At 31.1% G+C, this 16,110-nt stretch carries 11 protein-coding genes; 2 read left to right on the top strand and 9 right to left on the bottom strand.

Translation table 11 applies throughout. The annotated features are described in order from the left end of the window. Positions 1-83: 83 nt before the first annotated feature. From lacZ to ACZ5N4_RS02605, 4 genes are all read right to left on the bottom strand, one after another. Positions 84-3,107 carry a beta-galactosidase, LacZ type gene (lacZ, locus tag ACZ5N4_RS02620; RefSeq protein ID WP_464206919.1) on the bottom strand — a complete coding sequence of 1,008 codons (3,024 nt, stop codon included), beginning with the start codon at positions 3,105-3,107 and terminating at the stop codon, positions 84-86. A gap of 113 nt (positions 3,108-3,220) precedes the next feature. Next, entirely contained in the window at positions 3,221-4,039 is an 819-nt protein-coding gene (locus ACZ5N4_RS02615; protein ID WP_464206917.1) for a carbohydrate ABC transporter permease, read from the bottom strand. Next, positions 4,036-4,884: a carbohydrate ABC transporter permease gene (locus tag ACZ5N4_RS02610; RefSeq protein WP_464210791.1), complete on the bottom strand. Its 849-nt coding sequence runs from the start codon at positions 4,882-4,884 to the stop codon at positions 4,036-4,038. Before ACZ5N4_RS02610 ends, ACZ5N4_RS02615 begins: the two co-directional genes overlap by 4 nt. Positions 4,885-5,006: 122 nt before the next feature. Beyond that, positions 5,007-6,320, bottom strand: a complete 1,314-nt coding sequence (locus tag ACZ5N4_RS02605) for an ABC transporter substrate-binding protein (protein ID WP_464206915.1) — start codon at positions 6,318-6,320, stop codon at positions 5,007-5,009. A gap of 307 nt (positions 6,321-6,627) precedes the next feature. Here ACZ5N4_RS02605 and ACZ5N4_RS02600 point away from each other — a divergent pair, with 307 nt between their 5' ends. Further along, positions 6,628-8,214, top strand: a complete 1,587-nt coding sequence (locus ACZ5N4_RS02600; RefSeq protein WP_464206913.1) for a response regulator transcription factor — start codon at positions 6,628-6,630, stop codon at positions 8,212-8,214. Then, positions 8,199-9,974, top strand: a complete 1,776-nt coding sequence (locus ACZ5N4_RS02595; protein WP_464206911.1) for a sensor histidine kinase — start codon at positions 8,199-8,201, stop codon at positions 9,972-9,974. Before ACZ5N4_RS02600 ends, ACZ5N4_RS02595 begins: the two co-directional genes overlap by 16 nt. A gap of 122 nt (positions 9,975-10,096) precedes the next feature. Here the strand turns inward: ACZ5N4_RS02595 and ACZ5N4_RS02590 are convergent, their stop codons facing one another. The 5 genes from ACZ5N4_RS02590 to galE all read right to left on the bottom strand — a co-directional run bounded on the left by ACZ5N4_RS02590 (position 10,097) and on the right by galE (position 16,094). Beyond that, positions 10,097-11,200, bottom strand: a complete 1,104-nt coding sequence (locus tag ACZ5N4_RS02590; RefSeq protein WP_464206909.1) for an ABC transporter ATP-binding protein — start codon at positions 11,198-11,200, stop codon at positions 10,097-10,099. A gap of 32 nt (positions 11,201-11,232) precedes the next feature. Continuing rightward, positions 11,233-12,282 carry an aldose epimerase family protein gene (locus tag ACZ5N4_RS02585; protein ID WP_464206907.1) on the bottom strand — a complete coding sequence of 350 codons (1,050 nt, stop codon included), beginning with the start codon at positions 12,280-12,282 and terminating at the stop codon, positions 11,233-11,235. A 237-nt stretch (positions 12,283-12,519) separates the two neighbouring features. Beyond that, complete coding sequence (locus tag ACZ5N4_RS02580) at positions 12,520-13,509, bottom strand: LacI family DNA-binding transcriptional regulator (protein ID WP_464206905.1); 990 nt, start codon at positions 13,507-13,509, stop codon at positions 12,520-12,522. Positions 13,510-13,555: 46 nt separating this feature from the next. Continuing rightward, positions 13,556-15,070 carry a UDP-glucose--hexose-1-phosphate uridylyltransferase gene (galT, locus tag ACZ5N4_RS02575; protein WP_464206903.1) on the bottom strand — a complete coding sequence of 505 codons (1,515 nt, stop codon included), beginning with the start codon at positions 15,068-15,070 and terminating at the stop codon, positions 13,556-13,558. A 34-nt stretch (positions 15,071-15,104) separates the two neighbouring features. Then, entirely contained in the window at positions 15,105-16,094 is a 990-nt protein-coding gene (gene galE / locus ACZ5N4_RS02570) for a UDP-glucose 4-epimerase GalE (RefSeq protein ID WP_464206901.1), read from the bottom strand. Between the last annotated feature and the right edge of the window lie 16 nt (positions 16,095-16,110).

The following is a 16,110-nucleotide window of genomic DNA, read 5'->3' as shown; positions in this document are numbered from 1 at the left end:
ATATAGGGAAACTAACTAGAAAGTTAACTAACCGCCTAGTAACCCTATATTATTTATGAAGTTTTCTATTCTTCTGCCTTTGATTATTTACAGGCTCTCATAATAAATTCAAAGTGAATATCCTTAGATGAGTCTATAAGATATTCATTATGAACTGGTGCTCCCCAACTGTCATCTCCCCCAACTCCCATTTGTTTCGCTGCAATAGTTACTACGGTGTAGTTCACCTTTGGAAGCTCATAATGATGTAATGCATTTTGAAGTTCAAAGGCTGTGTATGGTGATACTCCCAATTCAAAAGGTTCCTTTTCATAAACAAATTCTATACCAAAGCCTTTTTTATCTTTTATTTGGGCCCATCTTACGCCAGTATGATTTCCACTTTCCTGTGGTACAGCATACTTAGAAACATTCTCAATCACAGATTTTTCAAAGATGCCTAAGGCAGCTCCATGAAGCCTATCTATATAGTTTTCCTCTGGCCCTCTTCCATACCACTTAAAGATATTATAGTCTGCAGATAATCTAAAACTCATTCCAAACATGGGAAGTTCCGGCAAACCTTCCACACCTTTATAGTGGCAGCTTACTTTAATTTCACCATTAGCATAGGTAGCGTAGGAAACTTTCACCTCTATTTCTGGAGTTGTTGGTAATACATAAGTATACTCTACAACAATTTTGTAGTCATCTTCCATTAACTTAAAATCACAATATCGCTGAAACATACTTGCTTGCAGCCATTGTCCACACCTGAACCCATGGTTATTCCCCTTATCATTATCTGTCATGGCTCTCCAATAAATAGGCATTGGTGTACGAGTAATCATTTCTTTTCCTGCATATCTAAGAGATACGATGCCACCCTCTTGCTTTGAGAATAACAGGCTGAAGTCTTTATTTTTAACTCCAATATTTATATCTCCATGTATAACAGTAAGTTTATCTAGCTTTTCCGGAGTCTTTATTCCTTCTACGGAATAAACATATTGATCAAAGGCTACTACATGTCCCGCTTTTGCCCAAAGAGTATCTTCTTTAAGCTTAAAACGAGTATTTATTGCATATTCTCCTGGAGTGTTAGCTTCAGGTAATCCTAACTCAATATACTTTTCATCACCAGCTTTTACTAACACCTGGATAGAATTCTTATAAATTTCTTCTCCATTAAAGTCTAGAGAATACTCTAAAACATAGACTGAAGTGTCTATAAACAAGTTTTTATTTAAAACTTTAACACCCTTTTTATCTGTGAAAAGTTTTAAATTTTGATAAAGCTTCTTTACTTCCTGTGCCTTTGGAGATGGTGTTCTATCTGCATATACTATACCATTACCACAGAAATTATAATCTGTTGGTCTGTCATCAAAATCTCCTCCATAAGCCAAAAACTCTTGACCAAACCTATCCTCTTTAACTATAAATTGATCTATATAATCCCAAATGAATCCTCCTTGATAAAGTTCATATTTGTCCTCTAGCTCCACATACTTGTGCATTGCCCCACAGGAATTTCCCATAGCGTGCATGTATTCACAACTTATATAAGGTTTTTCTGGTGAATTGTTTAAGTACTCTTCAATATCAAAAACCTTAGCATACATTCTGCTTTCCATATCGCTAGTCTCATTAAAACGCCTATCCTGAAATACACCTTCATAATGTATCAATCTTGAAGGATCTTTTTTCCTGAAATACTGAGACATTTTATATATATTTTCTCCACCAAAAGATTCATTTCCACAGGACCATATTAAAATAGAGGGATGATTTTTGTCCCTTTCTATCATAGAAACTGCCCTATCTAGCACAATATCTAGCCATTCTTTCTTACTGTCCGGAATAACCCAATCCGGCTGCACCTTGCCCATCTTTTGCCACGAACCATGGGTTTCTAAATTAACTTCATCTATCAAGTATATACCATATTCATCGCAAAGCTCATACCAATAACTTTGATTAGGATAATGAGAAGTTCTAACAGCATTTATGTTGTTTTGTTTTAAAAATTTTATATCCCAAATCATATCTTCTTTAGTTATAGCTCTACCTCTACGGCAGTTAAACTCGTGACGATTTATTCCTTTAAAAACTATACGTTTTCCATTTATACACATAGTCTTATCAATCATTTCAAACTTTCTAAAACCTATCTTTTGAGGAACAATTTCTACTATCTCACCTTTTTTATCTCTAATAACAATATGCAGAGTATAAAGATAAGGACTTTCTGCACTCCAAAGTTCTACGTCATTTACAGATAATTCTAAAGACATAGTATCTAATACAGATTTTTCTTTACATTCTCCCACCAAGTTACCTTCTTTATCCTTTAATTTTAAATCTATAACAGTGTTAAAATCTCCTTTTACTTTTAAGTCTAATTTCAACACTGCATTTTTGTAGTTTTTATCTAAATCTGTTTTTACAAAAATGTCCTGTATATGGGTTTTAGGTATGGAATATAGATACACATCCCTAAATATACCTGAAAACCTCCAAAAATCTTGATCCTCTAGCCAACTGCCTGTAGATCTTTTATATACCTCTACGGCAAGTTTGTTTTCTCCTTCTTTAATATATGATGTTAAATCAAACTCTGCGGTCGTAAAACTATCTTCACTATAGCCTATAAAATTTCCATTTAACCAAAGATAAAAAGCACTTTCTACCCCTTGAAAAGAAATATATATAGGCTTTTCTTTCATATTTTCCTCGAAAGTAAAATATTTCACATAGCTTCCTACAGGATTATACTCTTCTGATATCTCTGGAGGTCTTAGACAGCTGTGTCCATCCCAAGGATACATAGTATTTATATATTGTGGTTTATCATAACCCTGAAGTTGTATATGTCCAGGAACAGTTATGTCCTTCCATGAGTAACAATCAAATTCTTGTTTGTAAAATTCTTTAATTCTAGAGCTTGGATTTAATGCAAAGCTAAACTTCCAATTACCATTTAAACTTTGTCTTAATTTCATTTCTCCAGCTGCTAATTCATCTTCTGTTAAATAGTATTTATGATCTGAATGAGCTTTAATTCTGCCAACAGCAAAAACTGATGGATCAGAAAGCCAATCTATACTTGAAATCTTAAAAGTCATAAATTTATCTCCTTTTAAATATATAGTTATTTAAGAAAAACATTTATCTTTGTAAATATATACGAAGATAAATGTTTTGATTTGTTTTTAATAAAAATTATTATGCCTTAAAACTATCCTTTAACAGATCCAAGCATTCCTGCCACAAAGTGTTTTTGCATAAAGAAGAATACTAGTGCTGTAGGAATAGTTGCTATTACAATTCCAGCCATAATCATTCCGTAATCTGGAGTGTAAGAGGAACCCATAGTAGAAATAATTAAAGGTACTGTTCTTTTTTCTGGTGTTTGCAAAGCAATAAGTGGCCACATATAGTTGTTCCAACTACTCATAAAAGTAATAATAGCTGCCGCTGCATAAGTAGATTTCATTGTAGGAAAATAAATTTTTGTAAATATTTGAAACTCGCTTAATCCATCTATACGCCCCGCTTCTAAAATATCTTTAGGAAAAGCTTTTGTATTCTGTCTAAAAAAGAATATTAAAAAAGCTGTAGATATACTAGGAATTACTACTGCTGCTGCAGTATTTAATCCAAAAATCTTGAAACTACTAAACATCTTGAACAAAGGTACCATTAAGGCCGCAAAAGGAACCATCATAGATAGTAATAGTATATTAAAAATTCTATCTCTTACCTTATTTTTATAAATCTCAAAGCCGTATCCTGCTAAAGAAGATATAATTAGAGCTAGTATTGTAGTTATAACTGCAATCTTAGCGGAATTCCATAATGATATCGAAAAGTTTAAATCTGAAGCAAAAAGATTTTTAAAGTTTTCTACAATATGACTACCTGGTATTAAGGAACCTTTAGTAATATCTAATGACTTGTTTGTCATACTTATAACCATCCATAAAAAAGGGAAAATTGATATAAGAGATGCTGTTATTAAAAATATATATTTAGCTAAATTTATTATTTTTCTCATTTATCATCACCTGCCACTTTAAATTGTACTAATGATAATATAACAATCATGAATACAATAGTATAAGAAACTGCTGCTGCATAACCAAAGTTTGGGCTATATTTAAAACTTAAGTTATATATATACTGTGATATTGTAACTGTAGCATTTCCTGGTCCACCTTCAGTTATATTCATTACTTCATCGAATAATTGTAAAGTACCTATAGTTGAGGTAATAGTTGTGAATAGAATGATTGGTTTTAATAGGGGTACAGTAATATAAAAGAATTGCTTAACTGGTGGCGCTCCATCTATTTTTGCAGCTTCATACATAGATGGATCAATATTTTGTAAACCTGCTAAGTAGAATATCATGTTATAGCCCGTCCAACGCCAAGTTATAGCTATAATTATAGTAACCTTAGCCCATAAAGGATCCGTAATCCATTGTATTGGTGAATTTATTAAATGCATAGACAATAAAATTTTATTCATTAGCCCATCATTTGAAAATAAACTTTTAAATATTACAGAATAGGCTACCAAAGATGTTACACAAGGTAAAAATATTGCTGTTCTAAAAAATCCTTTTCCTTTAAGAGCTTTATCATTTAGAAGTACAGATATAAACAGAGCTAATAAAATCATTATAGGAACCTGTACTACTAAATAAATAAGGGTATTTATAACCGCTTTTTGAAATATAGTATCTGTAAACAATCTCTTGTAATTTTCAATTCCTACAAATTTCATATTGTTTCCCATACCTGATCTCAATGAGGTAATAAAAGCTTGTATCATAGGATAAAAAACAAAAGAAATTATTATAATTATGCTAAGGAGAGTAAATCCCCAACCTACCATATCATATTTTTTAAATAATGTACCTTTTTTGTTAGTTTCCAATTGTCAAAACCTCCTGTTATAGATTAATCCTTTGCTGGATATCAATTAGCAAAGGATTAGTCTATATTTATTATTAGAGATTATTTAACTACAGATGCTTCTGCTTGTTTCTGAGCATCTTTAAGGGCTGAGTCTATATTTGCACCATTCTTAATTATAGATTGAACTGTTCCTGTTAATATATCCTCTATACTATATGTGTATAATCCGTAGTTTACTGGAGGTATTTGTTGTGTCCATTTAGATAAGTCTTGTAATGTTTTTTGTCCATTATAGAACTCTACAGGTTTTTGGTAGTTTTCTAAAGTAGCAGAAACTTTTAGTGAACTTACAAGATTAATTTTTTCAGATAAAGTATTCATAAGGTCTTTATTACTACCGAAAGTTGTAGCAAGAAAATCTGCTGCTAACTCAGAATCTCCAACCTTATCTAAAACATACCAACTTGATCCTCCAAGGTTAGAAGCATTGACAGAGTTTTGAACTGCACCTAGTCTTGGTATTGGAGCTACTGCCCATTTTTTGCTTTGGTCTTCGGATTTAACTATTGAACTTGAAATCCAGCAGCCTGTTGGAACAGAAGCAACATCACCTTTTTGGAAAGCACCTACAAATTGATCCCAATTAGAAACTTGTTTTACTATGCCTGCATCTATCATTTGTTTATATATTTTAATAGATTCTTTTAATGCTTGATTATCTGCTAAATTCACAGTTTTTCCATCATCTTTTACGTACCATTGACCAGCAGATTGCATCATTACTCTTAGTTGTCCTATATCATTAGGATCTAAAGTTAACATATCTTTTCCTGTCTTTGCTTTTACTGCTTTACCAATTTCTATATACTTTTCCCAAGTTATATTTTGCATGTCTTCTTTTTTATATCCAGCTTGTTCTATTAAGTCTGTTCTATAAAACAAAGCTGTTGAACCAGAGTCAAAAGGTACCCCATAGAGTTTTCCACCTAAGCTATTAGCTTTAACCTTGTAATCCATGAAGTCTGAAGCCTTAACTTTGCTAGATAAATCTTTAAAAGCACCTGGATAAGAATTTAAGAAGTTTTGAATTCTATAATCTTCTACAAGAACTATATTAGGTAACCCTGATAAAGTATTAGAACTTAAGTTAGTATTTAACTTTTGAACTATATCCTTTTGAGCCATTTCTACTATTTGAACCTCTACACCTTTGTGTTCTTTTTCATAAATTGCCTTTGCTTCTTTAGCGGCAACTATGTTAAAACTTCCATCCCATGCCCATATTACGATTTTTTTATTTCCGCTATCTTTATTGGTTGAAGAAGTTCCTTGTGAATTACTTTGTCCGCATCCCGCTAACCCTAAGGTCACAACAGCAGCTACAGCCATAGCCATTAACTTTTTGAATTTCATTTCTAAAATCCCCCTCTAAATTTAGTTTCTTTATTAAACGTTTACTTTTATCCTTAATCTTATTTTATCTGAAAATTAAAAAATCAAATAGTAATATGTTTACATAAATTTGTGCTATTTTAAGTATGAAAAATCTCACTCAAAAGAAAATTTGTACTTTTTTAATATTTTAGAATTATTTTTATATACATTTTATGTACATACCCTTTACGATAATTGAAATAAATGTAATATTGCTATATAATACTACTTAAGGCATATGAAAAGAAAACTCTAATTTTATAAAATGACTTTGGGGGATTTAATATTGTTTTATAATTTATGCAAAATTTTAATAGTAGATGATGAATATATATTAAGGCAAGGTATAAAGCATTTAGTAGATTGGAACAAAGAGGGATTTAATATTGTAGGTGAAGCGTCCAATGGAAAGGAAGCTTTAGAATTGATAGAAAAATTTAAGCCTCATATAATAATTTCTGATGTAGTTATGCCTGTAATGGATGGTGTAGACTTAGCAAAAATAATAAAGACAACCTATCCTGAAATACAAATAGTAATTTTAAGCAGTCACAGCGATTTTAATTATGTTAAAGACACCTTTAAGCTAGGTGTAAATGATTACATCTTAAAACCAAAATTAAATCCTGAGGAGCTAGTTTTACTTCTAAAAAATATTGCCAATAATATTCCTAATTTTACCTTTTCACCATCTGAAAATAGTGATAACTTAACTATACAGCACTTTCTATCAAAGTTAATTTCTGGCTTTGATGAAAAATTGGATGAAAAAATTATCCTAAACAACTTTCCTTATGATTCTTTCCTTTTACTAGGAGATAACATAAAAAAGTTAACCAATATAAATTCTACTAAACTTGTATCTTTACGCTCTATTTTATCTAGCTCTGCAAAAAACTGTTTAGAGGGTTTAATATATTACGAAATAGATGTTTCTAATGATTTGTTTTTAATTATAATAAATTTTAAAAATGAAAATTATCATAAAGTTTTACAACAAATAAACAGTATGCTTTCAAAAATTTCAAAGGAAATTCCACAAATATTTTTTGTGTTAAGTAAGACTTTTAATTCCTTGTATGAATTAGAACATATATATATAAATAACTTCAAACCACTATTCGGATATAAATTCTACTTTGAAAATAAAAATATTATGTCCTATGAAGAATTACCTAAAAATAAAATAAAAGAGAAATTTGATTTCAAACATTATTCTGAACAAATATACATGCTTAATATAGATAAAGCTTTAAATTATTTAAAGGAATATATGTGCTCCTCTATAAAAAATTACAGCCTTAATGAATTTGAATTAAAGACACTTTTTCAAAATGCCTTGTATAATATTATAAATATTTTAGATGAACTTCATTTCAATATGGATGAAATGAATAATTCGAAGATCGAATATTTTCGCTGCATAGACGAAACTAAATCTACGGAAGAATTGTTATCTTTGTTAGATATTATAATAAGAGATATAGATGAATTATTAAATAATCAGCAAAGTAGATTAAACGATCAAAGGATAAATAAAATCATTGAATATATATCTAATCACTATGCTGAACAATTATCCTTAAAACAGGTAGCAGATAAATTTCACTTTAATTATTACTACTTATCCTCCTATTTTAGTTCGCATAACAAAGAAGGGTTTAGTGAATATCTTAATAAAATCCGTGTGGATAAAGCAGCTGAATTGCTTAGAAACGAAGATATTCCAGTTTCCGAGATAAGCTTTATGGTGGGATATTCAGATCACAGTTATTTCTGTAAAGTATTTAAAAAGTTTAAAAAACTTACACCAAGTAGATTCAGAAAAAATGTTATAGACCATAAAGAGGGCAAATCATGGCTAGGATTATAGAAAAATTAAAAAGCAATAGCTTATTTTTTAAATTAACATTAATTATGGTAATTAGCAGTATAAGTGTTTCTGTTATCACAGCCTTCGCAATAATAAATATTTCAAAAAAACTTTTTATTAATAACTTTAGTATAACAAACACTAAGATTTTAAAACAAATTCAGGCTAATTCTTCGGATTTAAATGACAAAGTTATAAATGTTATAAATACTGTGAATGACAGCTGGGCCTTTAGAAGATATCTTAGTGAATATGATTGTAATTCCATAGAGCAGTTTAATATAATATATAATTTTAAGCAAGATTTAAAAATTAAAGAATCATCTTTAGACTCTGAAAATATTGATTTTTTATTAATTGGCACTAACAATTCCACCTATATAGGAAGTTCTGCTTTATTAACAACTCCTGTAGAAGACATTAAAAAAAATAAAATAACCCTAAACTCTCTTAATGCTCCAGATAAGTTGCTATATCAATATAGCAACTCCGGCTTTACCAGTTTAACTAAAAATAATAATTGTATTATAGCTACCAAAGTATTACAAGACCGAAATACAAGAAAACAGTTTGGTATGATATATGTAATAATACATGAAAGTGTGTTTAATAAGCTCTATTCTAATTTTACTACCAATGGCAATGACGTTGTAATAATTTCCTCAACGGGTACTATACTATCTTCTAATAAACAAAACCTTATTGGAACTAATGATAAAAATTTACTTAATACAGCTAAAAAAATACATAATGATGACCTTAAATATCTAAATATGAATTTAAACAAAAAACATTATACTATCTTATCAGAGTATATGCCTATCTATAATTTTTACTTAGTTAACATTATAGACACTGATAGAGCTTTAAGTGACATGTATAATATAAAAGAAATAATTTTAATTTGTAGTGTAATAATATGCCTTTCAGTTTCAATATTTTTTGTAGTTACAAGGAGAACTACAAATCCTTTAAGAGTATTGGTAACGGAAATGTCTAAAATAACTGAGGGGAATTTTAATAATCATATAAAATTAGAAGGAAGTTCTGAAATAAGGAAATTGAGCACTTCCTTTAATTACATGCTAGACGGTTTAAATGATTATGTAGAAAGGTTACTGGAAGCTCAAAAAAAACAAAGAAAAGCTGAGTTATCAGCACTTCAAATGCAAATTAATCCTCATTTTATTTACAACACTTTAGCTTCAATTAAATGGTTGGTTCTAAAGGGAGATAAGGAGAAGTCTAGTGAGACTATAAATTCCTTTATTTCATTATTGCAAAATACTGTTAGTGAAACTAGTGAAACTATTACTGTAGCTCAAGAAATAGAGAATCTAAAAAATTATGTTTTTATAAATGAAACTAGATATGGAGATAACATAAAGGTGAATTTTCATGTACTCCATAACTGTAATGATTATAAAATCCCAAAGCTTATACTGCAGCCCTTTATTGAAAATGCTTTTTTCCATGCCTTTACAGAAAATACGGAAGGACGTATTCACGTATTTATATCTGAAAAAAATAATAAGTTATTTTGCGAAATAGTGGACAACGGTAAAGGTATGAATGAAACACAAGTATCAAGTCTGTATTCCTCTCATTCTTCTAAACATAAGCATTTTACGGGTATCGGAATTAAAAATGTAGATGATAGAATTAAACTACTTTATGGAAATGAATATGGTGTGACTATTGATAGCAAAATAAATATTGGAACTACTATAAATATATATTTGCCTTTAATTATAACATAGGTGGCATGAAGATCTCCAAATGCCTCCTATGCTATAGTAAATTTTTAAATAAATTAAGCTTTATGCCAGTGTTTAAGCAAAACTACCTAGAAAATCTCTGAAGCTATTTATTTCTATACCCCTTATAGAATTGTCATTTCTGTATCTTTATCAAATATATGAATCTTATTTATATTTAAAGTTATTTTTAGATTGTCTCCTATTTTAGCTTTCGAACATCCACTTACTTTTGCTGTAATATTACTTTTACCTTTTGATAAATAAATATATGTTTCCGCTCCCATAAGTTCAGTTAACTCAACCCTTGCCTCTATTACCATATTTTCATTTTCAGAAGTTACTCCTTCATATATATTTTCAGGCCTTATCCCAAGTATTACTTCTTTTCCTACATATCCCTTGTCTTTAACTATCTTTGCATTATTCTCTGGCAATATTATGCTCTCTTCATCAAAATTAATCGATACCTTTCCATCTGTTTCTTCTAGTTTACACTGAATAAAATTCATTTGTGGACTTCCAATAAAGCCAGCAACAAACATATTTATAGGATTATTATATATCTGCTGAGGAGTGTCAACCTGCTGAATAATACCATCCTTCATTACAACAATTCTTGACCCAAGTGTCATGGCTTCTGTCTGATCATGTGTAACATATATAAAGGTTGTCTGCAATTTATTGTGCAGTTTTGATATTTCTGTTCTCATTTGAACTCTAAGCTTAGCATCAAGATTTGATAAAGGCTCATCCATAAGAAATACCTGCGGTTCCCTAACTATCGCTCTTCCCATAGCTACTCTTTGTCTTTGTCCACCTGATAAAGCTTTTGGCTTTCTATCAAGAAGATGTTCTATATCCAGTATTCTAGCTGCTTCTTTAACTTTTTTATCTATTTCATTCTTTGAAACTTTTCTTAACTTGAGTCCAAAAGCCATGTTATCATATACAGTCATATGTGGATATAGTGCGTAGTTTTGAAATACCATTGCTATATCTCTGTCCTTTGGTTCAACATCATTAACAAGTTTATCCCCTATATATAACTCTCCCTTCGATATATCTTCAAGACCCGCAACCATTCTTAAGGTAGTAGACTTACCGCATCCCGATGGTCCTACAAAAACTATAAATTCTTTATCCTCTATTTCAAGATTAAAATCCTTTACAGCTTCAACATTACCTGAGTAAATTTTATAGATATGTTTTAATGATAAATTGGCCATAATAAAATCTCCCTTGCGTTTTAATTATGTTATTATCTTGTAGCAAATTTATAAATAGTTGTATGATTATATTCTTCTCCAGCTTTTAATATTGGTGAAGGAAAATGTTTGTGTTTTAAAGCATTAGGAAAATATTGCGTCTCAAGACATAGTGCGCTATTTTTAGTGTATTTAGCGCCCTCTTTGCAATATTCAGACTCGTCAACATAGTTTCCAGTATAAAACTGTATACCTGGCTTAGTTGTGTAAACCTCCATCACTCTCCCACTAGCTGGATCAAACACTTCTGCTGCCTTTTCTCTAGTTGAGTTTAATACCCAGTTATGATCATAGCCATTGCCAAAAACTAATTGTTCATAATCAGCAAATATCCCTGCTTCTACTGTAGTTAGCTTTGTGAAGTCCATAGGAGTACCCTTAACATCCCTTATTTCTCCTGTAGGAATACTATACCTATCATTAACTGTAAATTTATCTGAATTAATCATTACTTCATGTTTTAGAATATTTCCAGATTTATGACCGGACAGATTGAAGTATGAATGGTTTGTTAGGTTTACTACCGTATCCTTATCCGAAATCCCATAGTAATCAATTTTAAGAGCATTATCATTAGTTAATGTATATGTAACTTTAACATCAAGATTTCCTGGATAACCTTCCTCGCCATCCTTACTAGTATAAGAAAGTTGAAGGGATTCATCCTGTTCTTTTGTTACTATCTCTGCTTGCCATACAACTTTATCAAAGCCTATAAGTCCACCATGCAGCTGGTTTTCCCCTTCATTTTTTGTTACATTATAAGCTATACCATTAATTTCGAAACCTGCATTTTCAATTCTGTTAGCATGACGTCCTATAATTGCACCGAAATATGCCCTATTCTTCAAATAGCCCTCTAGTTTATCATAGCCTAGCACAACATCATCGAACCTACCATTTCTATCAGGAGCAACAATAGAAACCACTATTCCACCGTAATTTGTTATTTTTACTTCTGTTCCCTTAATGTTAGATAAAGTAAAAATGTGTATTTCAGTTCCATCTACTAAATTGCCGAAAAAATTCTTTGTAATTCCCATAATATACTTCCCCCAAGTTCATAAGTATCTGTTCTTAATAAAAATTATTACCTTAAATTTATTTTAGGCATATGAAAGAAAATAGCAAGTCAAAGATGCGACGGATATTTTGTGCCAGACAAGGAAGCAGGTTCCGCAGATAGTGAACCCTATCTAAGGGTTCTGCTGACGCGGTATGGCTCAAAATAGACTAGTATACTGACTAGTTATTTTTTTGAAGATGCCTTATACCATATACTAGCAACTTTCTCGTATTACAAGCTTTGTCGGTATGACTACCTTTTTACTAATTTCTCTTTCACTTTTTAATCTCTCTAATATCAAATCAACTGCTGTTTCCCCCATAAAGTCTGTATAAACCTTAACAGTGCTTAATGCAGGTGTCATATACTTAGCTGTAGATATATCGTTAAATCCAATAATACTTATATCCTTAGGAATGCTAAGTCCAGACTCAATTACTGCCTTATATGCACCTATAGCCATTGAATCACTTGCTATGAAAAAGACTCTTGGTGAATTCTTTTTTGACAGTGCCTCTTTCATTAGTCTATATCCATCAGCAGGAGTATAGTTTCCTAATAACATATTGCTGCTGTTATAGCTACCGATATTTTGCATATAATCTATATAAGTTTCTTCCCTATAATCTTTTACCTTGTCCTTGCCATCATTTATATATTCTTCTCCGCCTATATAGAAAATCTCTTTATGTCCTAGTGAAGTCAAATGATCTAATGCGCTTGTTACAGCTTTTCGGAAATCTATAACTACGGAATCGTATAGTTCTTCATTTGGAGATGAATCTACGAAAACTATATTGCTAGTTGATATATTAAATTTTTCTATATCACAACTTGCAAATTTTCCTATAGCAATTATGCCATCTAGGTTCTCCAGCTTATCGTATTTATCACCTTTGTTAACTCTTGTAAAATAAATATGTTCATCTAGGCATCGCTTTTCTATTCCCATTCTTATAGATAAATAATATGGGTCTTCTAATTCCTCTTTATCTGAGTACCAATATACAATTCCAATATTTAAAAAATCTTGTTTTTTGCTTTTTCTTTCACGAAGCGTTACGTAGTCTAATTGCTCAGCAATCTCAAAAATTTTCTTTTTTGTACTATCTGAAACATTTATAGTCTCATCAAAATTTAAAACTCTTGAGACAGTAGCTATAGAAACTCCTGCTTTTGCTGCAATATCCCTTATGGTTGCCATTTACATGACCTACTTTCTTATCAATTTTAAAAATTAAACAAATTAATTATAATAGGTTGATAAATTTATCAAATGCCTTTTGTCCTTGTTCCGTTCTTTTAAAGACTCCAGCGTGTTCAAGTACCTTTAAAAATTTAAGACCTACTTCCCTTTGAAGTATTTCCTCAACCTGTTCACCATTTATACTACCGTATTTACTAATTAGCTCCTTACACCATTCTTTATGCTTTAACAATTCTTCCTCGCCACTGATTTGTTCAACCTCATTTTTATTTACTAGATAATTTTCCAACTCTTTAAGCTCAGACTTTAATCTAGCCGGTAAGATTGCTAGTCCCATAACCTCTATAAGACCTATATTTTCTTTCTTTATGTGATGTAGTTCTTTATGAGGGTGGAATATTCCTTCTGGATACTCTTCTGTTACTCTATTGTTCCTTAATACTAAATCTAGTTGAAAACTTCCATCCTTCATTCTTGCAATAGGAGTTACTGTGTTATGTGGTATTCCATCAGTATTAGACAATATTTCAACTGTTTCATCTGAGTAATTTACCCACTTTTTATATACATGATATGCCGCTTCAATTACCTTTTCTTTATCTTGTGCCTCTAGTCTAATAACAGACATAGGCCACTTAACCTTTCCAACCTTTATGTTTTTAAATTTTTCTATGCTAAACTCTTTCTCAACCTGTGCTTTTGCCATAGCAAATTCATAGTTTCCTCCCTGGAAGTGATCATGAGATAAAATAGATCCTCCTACAACTGGTAGGTCTGCATTGGACCCAATAAAGTAGTGAGGAAATTTTTCTACAAAATCCAATAGCCTTATAAAGGTTTCTTTTGAAATTTTCATAGGATGATGGTTGTCTTTAAGTATTATACAGTGTTCATTATAGTATAGATAAGGAGAGTACTGTAGGAACCATTTTTCATTATTTAAGGTTATAGGAATTATCCTATGATTTTGTCTTGCAGGATGATTTACTCTTCCTGCATACCCCTCATTCTCCTTGCATAATAAACATTTGGGATATGAACTAGAAACCATATTTCTTGCAGCTGCAATAGCTTTAGGGTCCTTCTCAGGTTTGGATAAATTAATAGTTATGTCCAAATCTCCATATTCAGTAGTTGTTTCCCACTTCAAATCTTTTTTTACCCTATCAGTTCTAATATAATTAGAGCTTTTGCTTAAATCATAGTAATAATCTGTGGCTTTCTTTTTGTCTTCAAAATATAGCCTGTTAAAGGTCGCTATAACCTCAGAAGGTCTCGGAATTAGACATCCCATAATTTTTGTATCTAGCAAATCTTCGTAAACTACTCCTCTGCTCTCTAAAATATCTTTTCCCAAGCACCAACTCAATATATTCTTAAGTATTAGGTCAGGGGATTCGTGGACTTGTTCTTTTACTTGTACCTCTTCTATATCATCAATCCCCAAAACTTCTAATATCCTATTTCTTGTATAAACCACATCTTCTTCACTGATCAAATTTTTATATAGACCATATTGGAGCAAGCTCTCTATTTCATAAGAAATGTTTATATCCATAAATAATCCCCTCTCCCCTGTTCTTACTCTCCTTTTATTCTTCAAAGCCATTTTTATGAGTACTATGAAAATTCCATGCTGATTTGATTACTTCCTCAACATTTGTAAATTTAGGCACCCACCCAAGAATCTTTCTAGCCTTTTCGCTGGATGCTATTAATACTGCTGGATCACCTGCACGTCTTTCTTCAATATCAGCTGGGATTTCATGTCCAGTTACCTTTCTTGCTGCATCAATCATTTCTTTAACAGTAAAACCGCTGCCACTTCCTAAGTTAAATATATCACTGTTATATCCCTCTCTTAGCTTTTCAAGTGCCAATACGTGCGCATCTATTAAGTCCATTACATGTATATAATCCCTTATACATGTGCCATCTTTTGTTAGATAGTTATCACCATATACCATTATTTTTTCACGTTTTCCTAATGGAACTTGTAAAATAAGTGGTATGATATGTGTCTCAGGATTATGATCTTCTCCAATTAATCCATTTTCATGAGCACCTGCTACATTAAAATAACGAAGGGATATATATTTGATTCCATAGGCAGTATCTGCCCATTTCATCATTTTCTCCATAGTAAGCTTTGTTTCTCCGTAGGTATTTGTAGGATTAGTTCTATCTGTTTCTAATATTGGAATACTTTCCGGTTCTCCATATACAGCTGCTGTTGATGAAAAAACTATTTTCTTAACATCATTTGCCACCATAGCTTCCAAAAGTATTTGAGTACCATGAACATTATTGCTGTAATATTTAAGTGGTAGTTGCATGCTCTCACCAACTAGTGAATTAGCCGCAAAATGTATTACTGCATCTATTTGGTTTTCCTTAAATACATTATTTAAAAAATCAAAATCTCTTATATCTCCTTCATAAAACTTTGCTTCTGGATGAATTGCCTTCTTGTGGCCCGTTTGTAAGTTATCAACTAAAACAACCTCTTCTCCCCTAGAAATTAATTCATAAACGCAATGTGAGCCTATATAACCTGCTCCTCCACAAACTAAAACACTCATTTTAATTCAACCTCTC

This window comes from Clostridium nitrophenolicum (assembly GCF_055391695.1).
The sequence above is the reverse complement of the archived record's forward strand: the minus strand, read 5'-3'. Positions and strand labels throughout refer to the sequence as shown.

Excerpts from the sequence above, each read along its gene's own strand:
- ACZ5N4_RS02605 (WP_464206915.1), bottom strand. The coding sequence starts at position 6,320 with ATGAAATTCAAAAAGTTAATGGCTATGGCTGTAGCTGCTGTTGTGACC.
- lacZ (WP_464206919.1), bottom strand. The coding sequence starts at position 3,107 with ATGACTTTTAAGATTTCAAGTATAGATTGGCTTTCTGATCCATCAGTT.
- ACZ5N4_RS02610 (WP_464210791.1), bottom strand. The coding sequence starts at position 4,884 with ATGGTAGGTTGGGGATTTACTCTCCTTAGCATAATTATAATAATTTCT.
- galT (WP_464206903.1), bottom strand. The coding sequence starts at position 15,070 with ATGGATATAAACATTTCTTATGAAATAGAGAGCTTGCTCCAATATGGT.
- ACZ5N4_RS02595 (WP_464206911.1), top strand. The coding sequence starts at position 8,199 with ATGGCTAGGATTATAGAAAAATTAAAAAGCAATAGCTTATTTTTTAAA.
- ACZ5N4_RS02615 (WP_464206917.1), bottom strand. The coding sequence starts at position 4,039 with ATGAGAAAAATAATAAATTTAGCTAAATATATATTTTTAATAACAGCA.
- ACZ5N4_RS02585 (WP_464206907.1), bottom strand. The coding sequence starts at position 12,282 with ATGGGAATTACAAAGAATTTTTTCGGCAATTTAGTAGATGGAACTGAA.
- galE (WP_464206901.1), bottom strand. The coding sequence starts at position 16,094 with ATGAGTGTTTTAGTTTGTGGAGGAGCAGGTTATATAGGCTCACATTGC.
- ACZ5N4_RS02590 (WP_464206909.1), bottom strand. The coding sequence starts at position 11,200 with ATGGCCAATTTATCATTAAAACATATCTATAAAATTTACTCAGGTAAT.
- ACZ5N4_RS02580 (WP_464206905.1), bottom strand. The coding sequence starts at position 13,509 with ATGGCAACCATAAGGGATATTGCAGCAAAAGCAGGAGTTTCTATAGCT.